Source organism: Lujinxingia litoralis, from assembly GCF_003260125.1.
Lineage (GTDB): Bacteria > Myxococcota_A > Bradymonadia > Bradymonadales > Bradymonadaceae > Lujinxingia > Lujinxingia litoralis.
In genome coordinates this window covers 16315-36374 of record NZ_QHKO01000010.1, presented here as the reverse complement: position 1 = coordinate 36374, position 20060 = coordinate 16315, and the positions used below count along the sequence as shown (strand labels likewise).

Annotated in this window: 12 protein-coding genes; 3 read left to right on the top strand and 9 right to left on the bottom strand. The window is 64.5% G+C overall.

Annotated features, from left to right (window positions below):
- Positions 1 to 14: 14 nt before the first annotated feature.
- Complete coding sequence (locus DL240_RS16655; protein ID WP_199589847.1) at positions 15 to 1631, bottom strand: PfaD family polyunsaturated fatty acid/polyketide biosynthesis protein; 1617 nt, start codon at positions 1629 to 1631, stop codon at positions 15 to 17.
- Between the two features lie 486 nt (positions 1632 to 2117).
- Between DL240_RS16655 and DL240_RS16650 the strand changes: the two genes are divergently transcribed.
- Together DL240_RS16650 and DL240_RS16645 are read left to right on the top strand one after the other, a co-directional pair.
- Positions 2118 to 3641: a DUF362 domain-containing protein gene (locus tag DL240_RS16650; protein ID WP_111731032.1), complete on the top strand. Its 1524-nt coding sequence runs from the start codon at positions 2118 to 2120 to the stop codon at positions 3639 to 3641.
- Positions 3642 to 4077: 436 nt separating this feature from the next.
- The gene (locus DL240_RS16645; RefSeq protein WP_111731031.1) at positions 4078 to 5364 is read left to right on the top strand and encodes a serine hydrolase domain-containing protein; all 1287 of its coding nucleotides are present in this window, start codon (positions 4078 to 4080) and stop codon (positions 5362 to 5364) included.
- Positions 5365 to 5453: 89 nt separating this feature from the next.
- Here the strand turns inward: DL240_RS16645 and DL240_RS16640 are convergent, their stop codons facing one another.
- From DL240_RS16640 to DL240_RS16605, 8 genes are all read right to left on the bottom strand, one after another.
- Positions 5454 to 5819, bottom strand: a complete 366-nt coding sequence (locus tag DL240_RS16640) for a DUF6184 family natural product biosynthesis lipoprotein (protein ID WP_111731030.1) — start codon at positions 5817 to 5819, stop codon at positions 5454 to 5456.
- Positions 5820 to 6401: 582 nt separating this feature from the next.
- Positions 6402 to 10976: an efflux RND transporter permease subunit gene (locus tag DL240_RS16635; RefSeq protein WP_111731029.1), complete on the bottom strand. Its 4575-nt coding sequence runs from the start codon at positions 10974 to 10976 to the stop codon at positions 6402 to 6404.
- Positions 10973 to 12142 (bottom strand): efflux RND transporter periplasmic adaptor subunit, encoded by a 1170-nt coding sequence (locus DL240_RS16630; RefSeq protein WP_111731028.1) that lies wholly within the window; start codon positions 12140 to 12142, stop codon positions 10973 to 10975. Before DL240_RS16630 ends, DL240_RS16635 begins: the two co-directional genes overlap by 4 nt.
- On the bottom strand, positions 12139 to 12804 hold the full coding sequence (locus DL240_RS16625) for a TetR/AcrR family transcriptional regulator (RefSeq protein ID WP_158542659.1): 666 nt from the start codon (positions 12802 to 12804) through the stop codon (positions 12139 to 12141). Before DL240_RS16625 ends, DL240_RS16630 begins: the two co-directional genes overlap by 4 nt.
- Positions 12805 to 13446: 642 nt before the next feature.
- Positions 13447 to 13632: a hypothetical protein gene (locus tag DL240_RS16620; protein ID WP_111731026.1), complete on the bottom strand. Its 186-nt coding sequence runs from the start codon at positions 13630 to 13632 to the stop codon at positions 13447 to 13449.
- Between the two features lie 862 nt (positions 13633 to 14494).
- Positions 14495 to 15076, bottom strand: a complete 582-nt coding sequence (locus DL240_RS16615) for an outer membrane beta-barrel protein (RefSeq protein ID WP_111731025.1) — start codon at positions 15074 to 15076, stop codon at positions 14495 to 14497.
- A gap of 58 nt (positions 15077 to 15134) precedes the next feature.
- Positions 15135 to 16559 (bottom strand): COG3014 family protein, encoded by a 1425-nt coding sequence (locus DL240_RS16610; RefSeq protein ID WP_111731024.1) that lies wholly within the window; start codon positions 16557 to 16559, stop codon positions 15135 to 15137.
- Positions 16560 to 16743: 184 nt separating this feature from the next.
- Positions 16744 to 17355 carry a penicillin-binding protein activator LpoB gene (locus DL240_RS16605; RefSeq protein WP_111731023.1) on the bottom strand — a complete coding sequence of 204 codons (612 nt, stop codon included), beginning with the start codon at positions 17353 to 17355 and terminating at the stop codon, positions 16744 to 16746.
- 189 nt (positions 17356 to 17544) lie between these two features.
- Here DL240_RS16605 and DL240_RS16600 point away from each other — a divergent pair, with 189 nt between their 5' ends.
- The gene (locus DL240_RS16600) at positions 17545 to 19662 is read left to right on the top strand and encodes a PPC domain-containing protein (RefSeq protein ID WP_111731022.1); all 2118 of its coding nucleotides are present in this window, start codon (positions 17545 to 17547) and stop codon (positions 19660 to 19662) included.
- The last annotated feature ends 398 nt before the right edge of the window (positions 19663 to 20060 follow it).

Sequence of the window (20060 nt, the reverse complement as noted above, 5' to 3'; positions counted from 1 at the left end):
GCCGGGCGCCTGGCTCAGGCCAGAGGGAGGGGGCGGTGGTCAAAGGCGTCGGGAGGGATCGCCGCGCCGAAGGCGCGCAGCTGGCCGGCGCGGGTGATGCGGGCGGCTCCTTCCAGAAGGTTGAGCGCCATCTGATCGACATGCCGGGCGCCCACCGGCTCCAGGAAACTGCCGCGCGCCCAGTCGTTGAAGGCACCCTGGGCCGGACCCATCCAGATCTGGAAGTCCAGGCGGCGCTGTGGCACTCCCGCAATGGCCCAGCGGCTGGAGAGCCCCAGGTACCAGCGGCAGACCAGCGCCAGACGATGGCGTGGATCGCGCTCGGCGCGGGCGATTTCGTCGGGGTCGCGGGTCTCAAAGTAGGCGCGCGTCTTCTGCCAGATCTCTGCCAGGGGATGCTGGAAGATTTCGCGCTCCAGCGCCTGGCGCTCCTGCTCGGGGATGGCCTCGATCGAGGGGTAGGAGGCGTAGATCTGGTAGAGACGTCGGGCGCGGGCGGCAAAGAAGTTGCCGCGCTTTAAGACCTGGACCTCGACGCCCATCTCAAACATATCGCCGGCCGGACACATGGTGACGTCGGCCAGGCCGGCGGTGGCCAGCATCTCTTTGACCGCCGGGGACTGGGCGGCCTCGACGCTGGCTTGATTGATGGAGCCGGTGAGCACAAAGGCCGCGCCCAGCCCGAAGGCCGCGGCGACGGCCTGCGGGGTGCCCAGGCCGCCGGCCGCGCCCAGACGCACCGGGGCATCAAAGGCGTGCTCCTGCTGGGTGCGGTCGCGCAGCCGGGCGATGCTGGAGAAGAGCGGACCCAGGGGGCGTTGGTCGGTGTGACCGCCGGAGTCCGATTCCACGATGAGGTCGCTGGCCAGGGGAACTTCGGCGGCGAGTTGGGCCTCTTCGGCGCTGATAAGCCGCTGCTGGAGAAGCTCGTGGAGCATCTTCTGGGGAGCGGGCCTCAAAAAAGGTTCGGCCACCTCGGGGCGCGAGATCTTTGCGAAGAGGAAGTTTGAGCGCCGCACCCGACCGTGAGCATCGCGGTGCAACCCGTGGACCGCGTAGCGCACCACCGCCGGTGTCAGCTGCATAAACGCCGAGGCCGAGACGCGGCGCACCCCGTGCTCCAGAAAAAGCTCCACGGTGGCCATCTCCAGGCCGGGCTCCTGGGGGGAATGAATCAGGTTGGCGCCGAAGGAAAGCCCCTGGGGCTCCAGCGCCTGGCGGGTGCGGGTGAGGTAGTCGGTCATGCGCGCCAGCGAGAGGCCGGCGGTGCCCAGAAAGCCGAGCATGCCGGCTCGGGCCAGTCGGATGACCATCTCGGGGCTGGTGATGCCATTGGCCATCGCCCCACCTACGTATGGAAAACGCAGTCCGTGGGCCTCGCTGAAGGCCCGGTCGCCGAGCCACTCCGGGTACATCGGTGGCAGGGTGGCCAGGTGCACGTAGCCGGCCTGGGTCGGGGCGGAGCGCGGGTCGAAGGCCACGCCGACCCGGCCCTGCCCGGGCTCCTGCACGACGATGGCGGTCTCGCGCACCCGGTGGGCGGCATGGCGGAGGTCGGCCGGGCTAAACGCCGGCGTGGGCATCGGGGTGGCCGGCGCCGGGGCGCGGCTGGAGGTGATATCCATCACCATAGAAGAGGTCCTACAAACGACATTATCCAGGCGTGCGCCGCATGGCGAGCGCACGAAACAAGGGTGGCAAACGGCCCAATCGGGCGGAGCATACAACGGGAGTTGGGGAAGGTACAGAGGGGGGCGGCCGGTCCTTGTGTACGACCGGGGGTTGAACACGAGTGGGTGTTTAAGCGGAGGTTCTGTACGACCGGGGGTTGAACATCAGCGGTCTTTTTGCTCGACCGGGGGTTGAACATCAGCGAGTGTTTATGCTCGACCGGGGGTTGAACATCAGCGAGTGTTTATGCGGTCTATCTCGTTGTTCGGGCGGCTTTTGTTACCCTTGTGTTCGCTATCCTTTCGGGTAGGCCCGGCCCGGGGTGTGTCGGGATTGGACCCAACGAGTCAACCGTTTACACTCTCGCTGGTGTCGACGTCCATGACTCGACATCCCGACTGCAAACGTCAACGTTCGCGCTTCCTCCTGCGCGCTGGAGATCGATTATGGCGACCCACCAACCGACCGTCATCTTAAGGCATTGTGCCGAATACGACCCGGAGCGCATTGAGCGTCTGGCCGTGGAGGGGCTCGATACGATGGGGTTGCAGCCGCACGGGCGCACCCTGGTCAAACCCAATGTGGTGGCCTCCGGGGAGATGTTTCCGCACGCCTACACCCGGGCGGAGTTTGTGGAGGGCATCCTGCGCGCGCTTAAAAAACGCGGCACTCAGATCGAGGAGTTGGCCGTTGGCGAGCGCAGCGGCATCACCGTGCCCACGCGCTACACCTTTAAAAACGCCGGCTACTACGAGATGGCCCGGCGGGTGGGGGACGTCAAGCTCTACCACTTTGAGGAGTCCACTCAGGTGGAGATTCCGCTCTTTCATCAGGGGAGGCTGCGCGATTCATTTTACACGCCGGAGCCGGTGGCCCGGGCCGACTTCTTTGTGAACTGCCCCAAGTTCAAGGCGCACCCCTGGACGACGGTCACCTTCAGCATGAAGAACTACATCGGCCTGCAGGATGACCGCCACCGCCTTATCGATCACGACTACGCGCTCAACGCCAAGGTCGCCGATCTGCAGTACATCACTCAGCCGCAGTTTATCGCGACCGACGCCATCATTGCCGGGGAGGGACGCATGCTCACGCCGCTTCCTTACCGGCTGAACATGATGGTGATGGGCAATAACCAGGTGGCCTTTGACGCGGTCTGCTGCCACATCATCGGCATCGATCCGATGAGCGTCGATCATATTCGTCTGGCTCACGAGCGGGGGTTCGGGCCGGTGGATCTCTCCCAGATTCGCATCCTGGGCGATGTCTCGCTGGAGGAGGCAAAGGAGCGGGCGGCGGACTTCGAGGTGGGGCTGGTACGGGTCGAAGACTACTTTAAAGGCACCAACATTCGCGCCTACGCCGGGCGGCCGCCCGGTAAAACCGAAGACTATTGCTGGGGAGGTTGCCCCGGAGCGTTGGAAGAGGCCATTGAGATTCTTCGCGTTTATGACAAGGCCACCGACGCGAAGATGCCGCCGATGCACATTGTCTTCGGGGCTTACGAGGGGGAAATCGACGCCAAACCCGGTGAGAAGGTCGTGTTTATGGGGGACTGTGCAACCTACCAGGGGGAGATTGGCGGGCAGCAGGTCCAGATCGAGAGCCTGTATCGGGATCGTTCCGAGCTCAATCCGGAGAGCTTTAAAGTCGACGATATATTTAAAAAAATGCTCAAGGTGGAGTCGAAGTTTCTGGGCGCGCGCAAGAGCGATGTGATGCGCATCGCCGGCTGTCCGGTCAGCGTGGCCGAGCAGGTCTTGATGCTGGTGAAGCTGGGAAGAACCCAGAACCCCTACCTCGACCCGCGCACCTCGGTGGACTTTGTGAGCTGCTATCTGTCGACGCGCACGCGCACCGCGCTGAGCCGTATCCTGGGGACGCCCTACCAACGTAGCGGGCACGCGCTGCGCGGGGAGGCGCGACCGGTGCAGAATCTTCCGCCGGTAGAGGGGGAGAGCGCCTCGTAATTTTTCTGCCCGAGGCGGTCTTGCCGTAGGGGAGATGTTCGACCCTCGGACGAACGTCAAGAGCGCGCAAATCGTGGGAGATGTTCGACCCTCGGACGAACGTCAACCCCCTGTTTATGCGCGCAAATCGTGGGAGATGTTCAACCCCCGGACGAACGTCAACCCCCTGTTTATGCGCGCAAATCGTGGGAGATGTTCAACCCCCGGACGAACGTCAACCCCCTGTTTATGCGCGCAAATCGTGGGAGATGTTCAACCCTCGGACGAACGTCAAGAGCGCGCAAATCGTGGGAGATGTTCAACCCCCGGATGCGTTCGGCGTGTGATGGTCCTTTGCCTTTTCTCGGCAGGCTCCGGCGGCTAGTCTTCGGTCGATGAGAGCCACGCTGGTTCGATGTTCGCTTAAGTTTTAGACATTCTGCCTCAAGGTGTTGCGATGACTCAAAGTGCTACGAAGTCGACGCCCTCTACAACGTCTCCGACAATGCCCAACCTGGCGCCTTATCCGGCGCGGGGTAGTTACGCCGACGGCTTTGAACCGGTGGCCCGCACCTTCGCCCGGCAGCTGGAGCGCGGCGAGGAGATCGGTGCCGGATTTACGGTCTATCGAAAGGGCGAGTGTGTGGTGGACCTGTGGGGCGGGTTGGCCGATGTTGAGACGCAGCGGCCCTGGGAGCGTGATACCCGGGTGGTGCTCTTTTCGGTGACCAAGGGCTTTGTGGCCATGGCGCTCCACCTCCTGGTGAGTCGCGGGCAACTGAAGTGGGACGCTCCGGTGGAGTCGTACTGGCCGGGGTTTGGCCGCGACGGAAAAGAGGGCATGACCGTGGCCACGTTGCTGGGGCACCGCGGAGGGCTGGCCGGTCTGGACACCGCGCTGACGATGGAAGACGTCACCGACCCTTCTCGCGCCGAGATCCTGCTCGGAGCGCTGGAGTCGCAAAAACCGGCCTGGGAGGTGGGCAAGGAGCAGGGCTATCACGCCATCACCTTTGGGATGTACGCCCGGGAACTCTTCGAGCGCATCTGCCCGGGAGAGGACCTTGGCGAGTTTTTGCGCCGGGAGCTCCTGGAGCCCCTGGGCTCCGACGTGTACCTGGGCACGCCCGAGGCCTTCGACGACGGCATCGCGACGCTTTATCCCCCGGCAAAACCGGCCCGGGTCGTCAAGATGCTCACCAACGCCATCACCCAGCGGGCTTCCACCGAGGCCCGGGTGCTCCAGCAGTTTATTCGCCCCGGCTCGGTGATGCGTCGTGCCTTTCTCAACCCCCAGATCCCCGGCGATGATGTGACCGTGTACAACCAGGTGCCGGCGCGTCGCGCGGTGCTCGGCTGGGCCTCAGCCACCGGGAGCGCCCACGGGGTGGCCCGGGCGTATCTGCCTTTTGCGCAGAAGGGCAAGTTTGAGGACACGCGCTACCTTAAAGCCCACACCCTGCGGCCGGCGTACCGCCGCCTGGGGTGGTCCGAAAATGATCTTGTGCTGCAAAAGCCCATCGGCTGGTCCCACGGCTTCTGCAAAGAAGAGCGCCACCTCTTCTCGCCAAATCCCGAATCCTTCGGACACCCCGGGATGGGCGGCGCGCTGGGCTGGGCCGATCCGGTCGAAGAACTCACGATTGGCTACGCGATGAACCTCATGGACTGGCGCGTTCGTTCGCCGCGCGCGCTGGCGCTCTGTAGGGCGCTTTATGATGCGCCGGCGCTGGTCGAGGGCTGAGCCGGTCGGTGTTCGGTCAGGTTTCTGTGCATAAAAAAGCCCGCTCGGTATCGAGCGGGCTTTTTTAATTAAGCGGCATTCAGTGCGACTTAGTTGGCGCAGACATTGCCGGCTCGGCACTCGTTGAGCGTGGAGAGCTGGTCGAGCCAGCTGCCGTCACAGGCCGAGACTTTGATGCGATCCAGGCAGCGGTCGAACTGAGACTCGATGATTCTGTCGCCACTACACTGATCGGCAGGCCAGACATCGTTGAAGTCGGCCTTCTTCTCCACCAGGCAGTCCGAGTAGCTCGAGTAGGTGCGACCCTCGCCCACGTTTCCGCAATCGTCGGAGCGGTCACAGAAGGTCTCGGCGGCTTCGTCGCGATAATCTTCACGGGTGGGCTCCCCGCAGGCAAATTGCGAGAGAGCCACAGCGAGCACAACGAACAGATTGAGCCATCCAGTGGTACGCATAACATCCTCCATCATGGGTGGTAGCTACGGGGGAGCGGTGAGTGAGACTGATGAAGCCACAGTTGAGGAAGAAATCGCCTTGGAGCGGATGAGTAGTGGTAAGACCCCAGATCGCACAAAGTCTGGCGAGGGTGGTGGGAGTTTACTTCTACAACAATTTGGCGAGAAGGCCTCCGAATGGCTTCGGGGGCTTGACAGGGGGGCTGGCCTCGCCGGGGCAGCGAAGCGCCGCGTTCTGGCGAGGAGTTTTTGTGGCGAGGAGATAACGACTCTTCCTCAACCCTGGCTTCATCAGTGTCTGGTTGTCCGATCCGTAGCATTCGGGTTCAAGTAACGCCTTGCTAAGATTCGTCTGTGAGATCATGCGTGCGGGAGAATGAACCCGGGGGACGATGGCATGTCGTAGCGTCGCCTGGATGCCTGCCTCGGGGATGCGGCAGGGGCCTCCCACAGTGTAGCCAAATGTGTGACAAGGGTCAAAATGCGCGCTTACTCCTCTGGAGAATGGGTTGGGGGGGGCGCCCGGCCTGAACGAGCGCAGCGCTCGTTCAGGCCGGGCGAGCAACGAGGTCTTCCTCCTGCTTATTGATGAAGACCTTCGACCAGGGTCTGCAGGTTGTAGATGGCCAGCTCCAGCTGCAGCTCGTCTTGAATGCGCGAGAGCTGGGCCAGACGAAGTTGATCCTGGGCGTTGATGACATCGAGCTGGGTGGCCACGCCGTAGCGAAACGCCGTCTCGGCCTGGTCGACGCCGCGTTGGGCCAATTCGATCTCGGTGACGCTGCTCTCCAGCTGGAGGTGCGCGGCGTCGACGTCGGCCTGCGCCTGGTCGATCTCGGAGGCGATCTGGTGACGGGTCTGCTCCTGACGCAGCTCGGCGGCCACCTGCTGGGCGCGGGCCTGTTTGAGCTGTGCCTCGCGCAGCCCGCCATCCCACAGGGTCCACTCCGCGCCCAGGGTCAGCGTCCAGCGCGGATCGCCGGGCATCAGCGCGGTCGACTTCCCGCCGCCGTAGCGGAAGGACGCCGAGAGCGCCGGCAGGTACTGATAGAAGATGTCCTCCACGCCGAGAGCGGCGACCTCCATCGCCAGGCGGTTCACCTCAAAGGCCGCGCGGTTTTCTTCGGCGCGCTCCAGCAGGTCTTCGCCCTGCACCTGGGTCGGGCGCTCGGGCACGTCGACATCAAAGTCGTCGTCGGTCTGCAGAAGCTCGGCAAAGGCCTTGCGCACCTGAATGAACTGCTGACGCGCCCGATCGACCTCCTTTTGGGTCTGCACCACGCGCAGCCGGGCCCGGGTGAGCTCAAACTCGGTGGCCGTTCCCGCCGAGACCTGCGCCTCGGTGAAGCGCAGAATGGTCTGGGCCGAGAGGGCCTGCTGCACGCTGATGTCGATCATCCGGCGGACCATCACCAGATTGAAGTAGGTCTGCACCGCGGCCTGGTCGAGCATCTCGCGGGTCATCTCGACCTGGGCCTGGGCCAGGTCGCGCTGGGCGTAGGCCTGCCGAATCAGCGGCCAGGAGCGGAAGTTCACCCGCATCGATGCCACGAGGTTCCAGTTGTAGTTGGTTTTGGGCTGAACCACCGAGGGGGGAACCTCAATGCCGGCCGGGAGCCCATCGCCGAAGTCGAGCACGACCTCTTCCTGGTTCACCGTGTAGTTGCCGCTCGCCGAGAAGTTGGGGAAGAGCGCGCTGTAGGCCTGCCGAATCACCGTCTGGGCTGAGTCGACCTGGTTCTGAGCCAGCTGCACATCGAAGGCGTTGGTGCGTACCAGCTCGCGGGCTTCCTGCAGCGAGAGGGCGCGCCCGACCGCGATCTCCACCGCGCTCTCCAGCTCGGCATCATCGAGCGAGCGTCGCTCAATGGTGGTCGGGTCGTCCACCTGGGGGAAGAGCTCCTCGCCGGCGCTGGTCTCGTCGGCCGGAGTCGCCGGGGCGCCCTGGGCCGAGGCGATGGCCGGCACCACCAGCATCAGCACCGAGAGGATCAGCCCGGCGGCGGCCACCCGGTTGAAGATGCGCCGGGAGACGTCCGAGAGGCTGTCGAACATCGAGTAGAGCACCGGCACCACGACCAGCGTGAGGACCGTGGCCACCAGCAGTCCGCCGGTGACCGCCACACCCATCGGCCCCCACATCTCCACCGAAGCGCCCCCGAAGGTCACCGACTGATCGATAAAGTCGATGCTCACGCCGAGCACAATCGGCAAGAGACCCAGGATGGTGGTGATGGCCGTGAGCATGACCGGGCGGAAGCGCACCAGGCCGGCCTGAATCAGCGCTTCGCGGCGATCCCAGCCGCGGGCGCGCAGCTGGTTAATGTAGTCGATGAGCACGATGGCGTTGTTCACCACGACCCCGGCCAGGCTGATGATGCCGATGCCGGTCATGATGATGCCAAAGGGCGCCTGGGTGACGATCAGGCTCCAGAGCACGCCGATCAGGCTCAAGAAGACCGTGAACATGATGATGAAGGGCTGGGCGATCGAGTTGAACTGGGTCACCAGGATCAAGAGGATCAAAAACACCGCTGCCAGCAGCGCGCGGCCCAAAAACTCCGCGGCTTCTTGCTGATCCTGGCTCTCCCCGGTGTAGCGGATCTCGTAGCCGGCCGGCAGCTGCATGTCGCCCAGGCGTTGCTGGGCCTCGGCCAGGACCACCGCCGGGAGGTACCCGTCGGCGACGTCGCCCGAGATGGTGACCACGCGCTCCTGATCTTTGCGCCGGATCGAGCCGCTGCCCCCGCGCACCACCACGTTGGCCACTTCCACCAGCGGGATGTGGACCCCGTCGCGGTTGACCACGGTGAGCTGCTGAATGTCCGAGATCGACGCGCGACGCTCCTCGGGCAGGCGCACCAGGATGTCGTACTCCTCGTCGGCCTCGCGGAAGACGCCGGCCTCGGTGCCGTTGATGGCCGTGCGCACCGTCTGGGCCACCGAGTGCGTGCTCAGCCCCAGTACCGCGGCGCGCTGACGGTCGATCTCCACGTGGATCTCCGGACGGGTCAGCTCCAGGTTATCTCGCAGATCGATGACCCCCGGGATGGTCTGCACCGTCTGGAGCACCTGCTGGGAGAGCCGGGCCAGCGCGGAGAGGTCGTCGCCGGCGATCTCAATGGAGACCGGGGCGCCGGTGGGCGGACCCATGCTCTGGGTGCGCATGATGATCTCGGCGCCGGGGACCTGGGCAAAGATCTGGCGCAGCTCGTCCATAAAGAGGTTGGGGTCGGAGGGCTGCTCCTCGATCGACTTCAACTCCACCGTGATCTGACCGTAGTGCGGGGCCTCGCCACCGCCGCCGGCCTGGCCGCCACCCTGGGTGCCGGTGTCGGTGATCCAGGCCGTGACCAGATCGGGGGCGCCGGCAATCGGTCCCTGCAGCCCGGCCAGCGTGCGCTGGGTCTCCTCGATGTTGGTGCCGTCGGGGAGCGTGACCTCCACGCTGAACTGCTCCGGGGTGGTTTTGGGGAAGAACTCCACCCCGCGGGAGACCGCGCCGAAGATGACGAAGGTGCCGATGAACACCGCCAGCGCAATCAGCGTCACGATCGTGCGGTGGGCCAGCGCAAATTCCAGCGTCTTGCGGTAGGCGCGGTAGATCCACAGGTCGGGCACGGTGTCTTCGTCGAAACTGACGCCTTCTTTGACGTGAAGCAGCGTGGCGCAGAGCGTGGGGTTGATGACCAGCGCCACGAAGAGCGAGCTCAAGAGCGTGATGATCACCGTCAGGGGCAAATACCCCATGAACTCGCCCATGATCCCGGGCCAGAAGAGCATCGGGAAGAAGGCGGCTACCGTGGTGGCGGTTGAGGCGATCACCGCCCAGCCCACCTCTTTGGTGCCTTCGTAGGCCGCGGTGACGCGATCTTTGCCGCTGGAGGCGTGGCGGTAGATGTTTTCCACGATGACGATCGCGTTATCGACCAGCATCCCCAGCGCGAGCAGCAGGCTGAAGAGCACGACCATGTTCAGCGTCACCCCCAGCATCGAGAGCACCAGGAAGGTGATCAACATGCTCATCGGCACGCTCACCGCCACGAAGAGCGCGTTGCGCGCGCCGCCCATAAAGAAGAAGAGGACCAGCAGCACCAGGATCATGCCGCTGATGATGTTGTTCTCCAGCTCCCGCACCGTCGCGGCAATGCTCTTGGACATGTCGTTGACGATCGTGATCTGTACGCTCTCGCCGGCCACACGGTCGTAGCGATCGATGACCTTTTTGGCATCCTGGGCGATGGCCACGATGTTCTCACCGCTGCGTTTGACGATGGCCAGACTGACGTTGGTCTTGGTCACCGGGACGCGTTCCCCGGCGGCGTTCTCCTGCCAGGTGGTCAGGCGGCTAAAGGTGGTGGGATCTTCAAAACCGTCTTCGATCTCGGCGATGTCACGCAGGTAGATGGGGTTGCCCTCGGGCGACTTGATCACGATGTGGCGCATCGATTCGAGTTCTTCGAATTCTCCGGCCACGCGCACGGTGTACTTCATGGCGCCGATGTCGATGGAGCCCCCGGGGAGGTTCACGTTCTCGGAGCGCATCGCGTTGATGACGTCATCGGCCGAGACGCCCAGCTGGCGCATGCGGTCGGGGTTGAGGAGGATGTGGATCTCGCGCTCCACGCCCCCGGCCAGGCTCACCCGGAGCACCCCGGGGAGCGCTTCGAGATCTTCCTGCATATCTTCGGCCAGCGCCTTCAAACGTACCGGGTCCATATCACCGGCGACGTTGGCCACCAGGATCGGCCAGTCGCTGGAGTTGATCTCGACCACCTCGGTGTCTTCGGCGTCCGGGGGAAGATCGGGCTTGGCCTTGTCGACCTCCACGCGGATGCGCTGAAGAACCTCGTCGATGTCGACCTCCGGGTCGAACTCCAGCACGATGAGCGAGGCGCTCTCGGCGCTGGTCGAGGTCATCTCCTTGAGGTCACGCAGGTTACGGAACTGACGTTCCATGGGCTTGGTGACCAGCGTCTCAATGTCGGCCGGCGAGACCCCGAAGTAGGGGGTGGAGACCATCACGATGGGGATGGCGATATCGGGCGCGGCCTCCCGGGGGAGGCTGCGGTAGCTGAGCAGGCCGCCGATGATGATGCAGACGATCAGCACGTACACGGCGACGGCGTGATCGATGGAAAAACGCGTTAATTTCATAGCGTCTCCTTGTCCTCAGCGGCCGGGGCCTCGGTGTCGGCTTTCGGGGCTTCGGCGTCGGCTTTCGACGCGTTGGTGTCGGTGCTCGGCGCGGAGGCGTGGGGATCGGGGACCACTTTGACGTGAGTGCCCGAGACCAGCGCGCGGTGTCCGCGCACGATCAGGCGGTCGCCTGGCGAGAGCCCGCGGGTGACCATGATGTGGGTGGCGTTGCCCGGGCCAACTTCGACCTGGCGCAGCTCGGCGGTGCCATCGGCGGAGACGACCATGGTTTCGCGGGCGTTGTAGCCCTCCAGGATGGCCTCGCGCGGGACCATGACCACGTCTTCGTGGTGATCGCGCTCAAAGCGCAGGCTCGCGCGCATGCCCGGGCGGATCTCCAGATTGGCGTTGTCGACGCGGATTTCGACCGGGTAGGTGCTGGTCGCGCCCAGCGGGCGCAGCCCGACGCGGTGGATGGTGCCTTCAAACGACTTGTCGAGCGCCGGGATATGCACCTCGATGGTGGCGCTCTTGTCCAGGTGGCGCAGCTCGGATTCCGGGACCTGGGCGTGCACGACGATGGTGTCGTAGACGATGACTTCGGCCAGGGCCAGACCGGGGTTGGCGAACTCTCCGGGCTCCGCGTTGCGGTTGACCAGGTGGCCGGCCAGCGGGCTGGTCACGCGGTTTTTGGACACGCCGATGCGCGCCTGACGCAGGTTCTGGCGGGCGTTCTCCAGGCTGGTGGTCGCCTGGTCGATCTGTTGGGGCGTGGCCAGCCCCTCGGCCCGCAGGCGCTGCAGGCGGCGCAGCTCGCGATCGGCGGCGTCGACCTGGGTGTTCATAAGGTCGATGCGCGCGGCATCGAGCTCCACGTCGATGCGGAAGATCTTCTGGTTGCGTTTTACCTCTTCGCCTTCTTCGACATAGGCGTTGAGGATGCGCCCGGGGACCTCGGCCATCAGGCGTACCGAGTCGACCGGTTCCGCGGTGCCCAGCACATCAAAGGTGTCGGTAAAGTCGGTGGCCTGCAGCTCAATCGCGTTGACCGGGGTGGGGGGCAACTCCACCTCTTCGGCGGCCGGCATGTTGGCGGCTTCGGAGTTGCAGCCAACCAGGGCCAGGGTCAGCGCCAGTGCAGCCAGCGCCCGGCGAGGGGGGATGGGAGAGGTCGTCAGTGTCATGGGGTCTCCTGGTTGGCGAGTGTTCCCGCGCCATGAAAAAAGAAGTCGAGCAGTCCCCGGCGGGCGTCGGGGCCGATGTAGTCGTTGAGCAGCTGATCGCGTTGGGTAGAGCAGGGGCCAAACTCAAGGATGGCGAAGGCGAACATCATGTGGTTGTTGACCACCCCCATGAACTGATCGCTCAGAAATTCGATGGTGCGTTTCGGGCGCAGCGCGAACTCACCGCGGTCGATCGCCTCTTCAAAGACCCCACAGAGCATTTCGTGGAGCTTTTCCTGGAAGGCGAAGATGTTGGCGTCGGGGCGGCTCTGCACCGGACCGAAGAGGACCGAGTAGACAAAGCGAATCAGCTCCGGCGCAAACTGCAGGCCGGCAAAGAGAGCGGTGATGATCGCCTCCAGGCGGTCCTGTACCCGTTGATGGATGCTGATGGCCTCTTCGATGGCGCTGTGGAGAGCATCCTGGACGACGTCGAGCAGGCGGTGAAACACCCCCTCCTTGCTCTCGAAGTAGTAGTAGAGCACCGGGTTGGTGACGTCGGCTTCCTTCACGATTTCGCGCACGCTGGTTGCGGTGTAGCCCTTTTTACCAAAGAGGTGAGCGGCAGCGATGAGGATGCGGGCGGCGTTTTCGTTGAAGCCGCGGGACAGGAGTCTCTCCATCAGCGTGAGAGACGATTCATTAGAGGTGGATGGAGGGGGCATGACGGGTTGCCGGGGAGGTTGAGAGGAACTGCGGGCAGATACCTAACGGTTGTTAGTTTAACGATCGTTAGGTCGCGATGATAGAAGTGTAAGTTGTGATGTCAACGGAAAGTTCTAGCTTGTTTTTTTGTGCCGGGTCATCGCCAATGATGCGATGCGTCAATCTGCCGCGGGGAGCCAGAAGGGGGCGTGAGGAGAGCCTTCGCAGGCAGCGTTACGGGGTATATGCATGACCGAGGGTTGAACATCAGTAAGTGTTTATGCGGGTGATGTTCGACCCCGGGACGATCGCAGTGGGGTATGCGTATGTCCGAGGGTCGAACATTGCCGGGGGGGATGCGGGTGATGCTCACCACCCCTGGGGGCGGGCGTGGGGGGGAGGCCGCGCCGGGGGGTAAATGCACGACCGAGGGTTGAACATCAGCGAGTGAATATGCGGGTGAGGTGCGACTGAGGGGCGGGCCTGTCGGACGAGCGAACACAAAAAAGCGCCCGAGACACGAGAGTCTCGGGCGCTTGTAAGAAGCCACCGCTGGGGATGAGCTCCTGAACGTCGCTAAAGGGCATGAGGCCTCCTCGCCGAGCAGCGAGGAGCGGCACTCACATCTGAAAGATCTCCACGCCGCGCTCGGCTCGATCTTCAGAGGGTTTGGGGCTCTCGCGCTCCTGCTCCGGCCAGTAAGGCATGGGCGAGGGGATATCAAGCTGGGGGCGCTGCTCGCGCTGTTCTTCGCGGCGGGCCCGTTCTTTTTTGAGCTGATCGTAGATGATGTAATCCGGCAGCATGGTCTTTATCCTTCGGCTGGGGACACCTGCGCGCCTGGCGAGCGTGAGTTATCCAGACATCTGGCCTCGAGTACGGCCCTGAGTTACCGGGCTGCCCTTCACTGCATTTAACGTGCAGAAAGCGTTCCATATTCAACGTGTCGGAGAAAATTACAGTGTAACTGCTCCGACCCGCTGCCGTTACTCTACTTCAAATATAGTCGATTCGGAGTCCACGTCTACTTTCGTCTCTGGCGAACTGCGGACTTCCGACGCCTTGAAGCGGTCGAGGGGGCGTGTGGCTCCCCGTCGAGAGTACGTGGCGAAGCAGCGTCAACCGACACGCGTGTGGCGTGGGCGCGCCGCGCTATCGGATAAGCGTTGCACCAGGGGGGGGGGGGCGGGAGACTTGAAGCAGCCTGCGGGAGATGTTCGTGACCGAAGACCCTGGATGCGCGCGCGACGTCATTTGCGGGGTAGATGCACGACCGAGGGTCGAACAAGGGCGCGTGTTTATGCGGGGTAGATGCACGACCGAGGGTCGAACATTCACGACGTCATTCACGGGGTAGATGCACGACCGAGGGTCGAACAAGGGCGCGTGTTTATGCGGGGAAGGGATGTGCGCGCGACGTCAGTTGCGAGGTAGATGCGCGACCGAGGGTCGAACATTCACGACGTCAGTTGCGAGGTAGATGCACGACCGAGGGACGAACATTCACGGGGAATGTGTACGACCGAGGGTCGAACAAGGGCGCGTGTTTATGTGGGGTAGATGTACGACCGAGGGACGAACATTCGCGGGGTACATGCGCGATCGGTGCGCCATCGTTTCCTGGCCGCGGGCGCGCCACCACGCGCCCGCGGCCAGGGGAAAGTGGGTTCAGTACCACCGGATCGAGATTCCGCCGGTCAGCGTCTCGAAGTCAGATGTGGAGTAGAAATGGCGGGTGTAGCCCAGGCGAAAGCCCGGCGCGATGGTGCCGTTGATAAAGTACTCAAAGCCCACGCCGCCTTTGAGGGCCAGGCCCATCTCCTGATAGCGGCGCTCAAACCCGTCGGGGCGCGCCGCGTCGCTGATGCCGTAGGCCAGCCCCACGCCGGCTTCGGCAAAGAGGCCGCTGACCAGAAAGAGCGTGCTCACCGCGTTGAGCGACCAGTGCTGATGGTTCAGCGACTGGCCGTACACATCGGTGGTGCGAATCCAGGTGTTGAGCTCCGCGCCAAAGAGCAGGTTCTGAGTGACGCCGCCGCCGACCGCGGCATGAAGGTGCAGGCCCAGGTCGCTGCCATCATCAAGCCCCGTGCTCAATGCCTCATCTTCGACAAAGACCGAGCCGGCGCCTCCTCCCAGGCCCAGACCAAAATAGGAGCCCCGACGGTCTTTGTAGCCGTCCAGGGCCAGCGCCGGAGCGCTGATCAAAAAGATCAGGGTGGCGATGAGCAGGGGCAGGGTGCGTCGCATCACAGGTCCTCAAAGGCAGGGGCCGAGGCCCCCTCAGGGACACTCGACCAGAGAGCGGCTAGCGCAGAGCCGAGAAGTTAAGCAGCAAAAATTCGTCGGTGAGGACGTCGACCACCCGCTCATCGCGCATCGGGCCGATGTCCACCGCCACGGTATGACGTCCGGCGGGTAACTTTATGCGAAATAAGTCGATGTCGGCGGCCAGCGTGGTCCAGCTGCGGGTGTCCGGAGTATCGAGGGCGCTCATGGTGCCCTGGACTGCCAGGCCGGCCAGCAGGCCCAGGGCCCCGGCGGCGGCCGCCTCGGAGCCCCCCTGCCGGAGCGCGGCGTCGGTGGCCGCCCGGCTGGCCTGGCCGGCCACTGCCCGCACCACCGCCCGGGAGATCGCTGCGGCCACCGCGGTTGCCCCCACCATCGTCCAGCTGGCGTGCACCTGGCTGTAGAGATCGACGCGGGCGTGCCCGGTCAGGGCGGCATCGTCGATCACCACGCCCACCTGACGTCGGGGGGGCAAGTCGTGGTCGGTGAGCACCGGGAAGTTCAGCGAGTTGAGCGCCCCGCTGGCCTGCAGACTCAGCGCCTGCCGGCGAGCGTCGGCGTCCAGGTAGGCGCCGGCGTAGGGGGAGTGCTGGGAGTAGCCCAGCGCCCAGCCCAGTCCGACGCGCTCGGCCTTGCGGTAGGGAGAGAGCCCGCTCTGCACCACGACCAGTGCGTCGCCCGCCTGGTGGCGCGCGCGGTACTCGGCGCGACTCAGGCGCTCGCGGCTGCGCGCTGAGGTAAAGAGGGGATGATCTTCGGTGATGTCGAAGTCGGTCAGATCCCGGCCGCGGTAGCCGGTCAGCGCGATGAGGTCTTCCAGACGCCCCGGATGCTCCTCGGGCCAGACCCCCGAGAGGTACGCGCGGGCGTAGAAGCGCGCGGCGTCATCATACTCCCCGGAGGCCTCAAAGGTGGCGCCGCTGAGGTAGTAGCCCAGCCCCAGGATGCCCGGCATCAGCTGGCGGCTGTCGGCATCGACGAAGTAGCGCGCCAGCAGGTCGAAGCGCCGGGCCTCGACCCGGGCCGAACCCAGGCGCTTCTGAGCCAGAAAGTTGATCAGGTTGAGCGTGTTGAGCAGCAGGCGCTCATGGGCCGGGGCGCGGTACTGGCCGGCGTCATCGCTGTAGATAAAGCGCATGACCTGGGCGGCTTTGGCCCCGGAGAGGTCGACCCACTCCAGGTGGTCGTCGATGTACATCATGTCGCGGGCGGCCTGCTCGTAGTCCCCGGTGGCCTGCAGGAGCGTGGCCCGCTCCAGCAAAAAGAGTACCCGGTCCTGCTTGAGGTTCGTTGGGAGCTCGCCGGCGTGGTCCACGTCGAGCGCCTGGTTGAGCGCCTCAATGGCCGCCTGGGGGTTGCCTCCGGTGAGCGCCTGGCGGGTCGGGCGCAGATCCTGGGTGTAGGAGGCGCAGCCGCTGAGCATGACCAGCACGAGCGTGAGCATGGCCAGCACCGGCCCCGAAGGGGCCTTCGTCGCGACAGAAAACGCGGCTGGGGGGCAGGTGGCGTTCATGAGAGCACCTGGCACAGGGGCCGGCGAGGGGACGGAAGGAGCAGAGCAGGCGCACCGCCGAGCTGCAGGCTCGGCGGTGCGAAGGAACCCGGGAGAGGGTGGGTGGGGGAAGCGCTCAGCGGATCAGGCCTTTGGTGATCTCCGACTCATTCTGAAAATGAATCTGACCGGTGCTCACGTTAATCACCTGCACGAACATAAAATACTGCACTCGCCGCTCATCGTGGATGCGCTCGGCCACATCGTAGACCTTGCCCGTTACAAAGTACTGCGCGCCCATCTGCCGGCCGTAGGCGGCCAAACGCGTCGGGTCGTAGGCGTCGGATTGCTGGCGCCGTACCTCGTTGAGGAGATCGGGCTGGCTCTCCCAGCTGACCACCGAGGCCGCGGTCTGGTTGACGAGATCGGTCTCGAACTTCGAGAGGAGCGTGTCGAGCTGCGGGCCGATATGCTCGCTGGTCTCGTTGCGCATCGGGAAGATCGCCACCACCGGCGACTCCCCGCGATCCCACTGGCGTACAATGCGGCTGGTGAGGAGCTCGTCGATGTTCTCCTGATAGAGACGGTCCAGGTCCTGGCGGTCAAAACGCAGGCTCATGGTGTACTCATCCAGGCGCGGCTCCTCGGTGTCGCGCACGTACTGGGGGCTCCCGCAGCCCACCAGCAACATCACAAGCAGGCTCAGCATGGAGAGCGGGCGAATCGAGCGGATAAGCGGGGTTTTCACGGCGTCTCTTCCTCAGGTTCGGGGCGGGGGGCAGGGGTTGAGTGGTGCGAGGGCTCCTGGTGGAATGCCCGGGAGTAAGAACGTCTGAGCCCTAGAGAAGGCCCGGAGCTCCCCCCGCTTTTGAGCATGCGGAGCTTCTGCTAGCGTGGGCGCACCGCTGATGGATCCCGTTTTGCGAGACAGTAGACGATGCGCACCTGGCAAATATTCGTTTCTTTTTGGATCACCGCGTTCTTTCTGGCGAGCATCGGCTGTGCCGAAGGCGCCCCGGAGGCTCAGGCGCCGATCCTTACCCTGGATGTGCGCTCGGAAGAGACCTACACCGTGGGTGAGGACATCATCCAGATCAATCTCACCGGGAGCGATCCCCAGGGGCAGGCGCTGAGTTTTGCGGTGGCTGAGAAGCCCGAGCGCGCGACCTTTCAGACCTTTAGTAACGCCGCGGTCTTTACCTGGGATCCCATCGCCAGCGATGTGACCGGGGAGGGCACGCGTCGCCTGGTGTTCTCGGCGACCAACAGCGCCCAGAAGGTGGTGGAGCGGGTGGTGCATGTGCGCATCCTGGCCGGCAACGGGCAGCCCCGCTTTGTGACCAGCCAGAGCGAACTCTACGACCCGCGCGGCGGTCAGCCGGTGCGGCTGAGGGTGCAGGTGCGCGATGACGACTCCAATCAGGTCAGCCTCTCGATGCCCGCGGCCTCCGCTCCCCAGGGCGCGAGCTTTGAGCAAGTAGAAGCCTTTGAGGGCGTCTTTGAATGGCAGCCCTCGCCGGCGCAGCTCCAGCAGCGCGCGCATACCGTGGTCTTTGTGGCCGAAGACTTTGTGCACGAGCCGGTCGAGCACCTGGTCACGGTGATCATCCAGCGCCCCGGGCAGACCCCGGGTTCGCCGACTGCGGACGCCTGCCAGATCGAGGGGCCGATCGCGCATACCGAGCTCTCCACCCGGCGCGGCGTGGGTGACTATCTGGTGGAGGCTGAGATCGCCGGCGGTCAGGCCCGCTGGTCCGAGGCCGTGCTCTACTGGACCTTTGACGATCCCTTCGACGAGCAGGCTCGCTTTGAGAGCCGCCCGATGAGCTTTGAGGGTAAGACCATCCGCGCGGCCATCCCCAACCCCCTGCTGGCCGCCGGGCAGTCGGAGGTCCTCTCGTACACGATCTGCGCGGTGGAGGCCGACGCGGCCGCCGCCGAAGACCCCGTGACCTGTGCGCCGCCCTACGCCTACTATCGCTTTCACGCGTACTCCCCCGATGAGCGCGGGTGCGTGGATGACGGGCTGGCGGCAAACTCCCCGGAGCAGGCCGCGGCCATCGACACCGGGCGCTGGAGCGATCATCGCATCTGCCAGGAGCAGGCCCGCTATCATCGCGTGGAGGTCGCCGCCGGAGAGCGCGTCGAACTCGTCGTCGCGCATTCGCCGGGGGCCACTGTGGAGCTGACCTTTGTCGAGGGGCAGGCCAGCTTTGAGAGCGCCGGTTGCGACGGGCTGGCCGTGGCTCTGCTCGACTCCCCCGGCGTCTATGTCGTCCGCGCCTCGGGCGACGAAATCGCCTACCACATCCGCGCCTTTGTGGAGGGAGCCAGCTGCGCGGACGCCGCACTGGAACCCAACGACGCCGCGGCGATGGCCACCCTGGTGGAGGAGGATTTTGTGGGCTGGACGGAGCTCGCCATCTGTGAGCCCGACGACGTGGACCTTTACGCCGTGGAGCTGCTGCGCGGCGATGAGCTCGACGTCCTGGTGACCTTCAGCCACGCCCAGGGCGATCTGGACCTCACCCTCTTTAGCCCGGCGCAGTCCACCGAGGCTTCGCTCGGGGGAGAAGGGGTGGTCCGGAGCTGGTCGAGCGATGATGACGAGGAGCTCAGTCACACCGCCGCCGAGTCGGGCTTCTATTACCTGCGGGTGGAGAGCACCGAGGGCCCCAACACCTACTCCCTGGCCCTGGAACGCACCTGCCACGACGTCGATGCTCTGGCCGGCAATCACACCCAGACCACCGCCGCCCACCTGCCTCTGGATCTCTCCCGACGCGATCTCCAGCTCTGCGGTGACCTTGAGGATTGGTTTGCGTTTGAGGTGGAGGCCGGCCAGAGCGTGCTCGGTCAGATGGTGATCAACCGCGGCTCGGCCACCGGCGTGGTGCTCGACGTGTTCAACGCCGGGGGCGCCCGCGCGGCGGTAGGAGAGGTCGGCAGCCGGGCGGTCGATTTTGAGTTCGAAGCCGCCAGCTCCGGTACCTATTACCTGGCGATCAGCGCCGAAGGCGCCACCGAATACGATCTGGACGTGTTTGCCTTCTGATGCCCCCTGCGTGCGTCGGGGGGCGGCGCCGATTTCCCCACACAAAACACGTTCGCAGGGCCTGCGAACGCGACCGCACGGGTTGAGATCGCGTTCGCATCGGGTGCGCGCCCGATTTCCCCACACAAAACACGTTCGCAGGGCCTGCGAACGCGACCGCACGGGTTGAGATCGCGTTTGCATCGGGTGCGAAGGCGATTTTTCCCGAGAAAACACGTCTGCATCGGGTGCGAAGGCGATTTTTCCCGAGAAATCCTGTCTGCATCGGGTGCGAAGGCGATTTTTCCCGAGAAATCCTGTCTGCATCGGGTGCGGAGGCGTTTTAGGACTGAAACCCGCGTCTGCATCGGGTGCGAAGGCGTTTTAGGACTGAAACCTGTGTCTGCAAGGGATGTAAG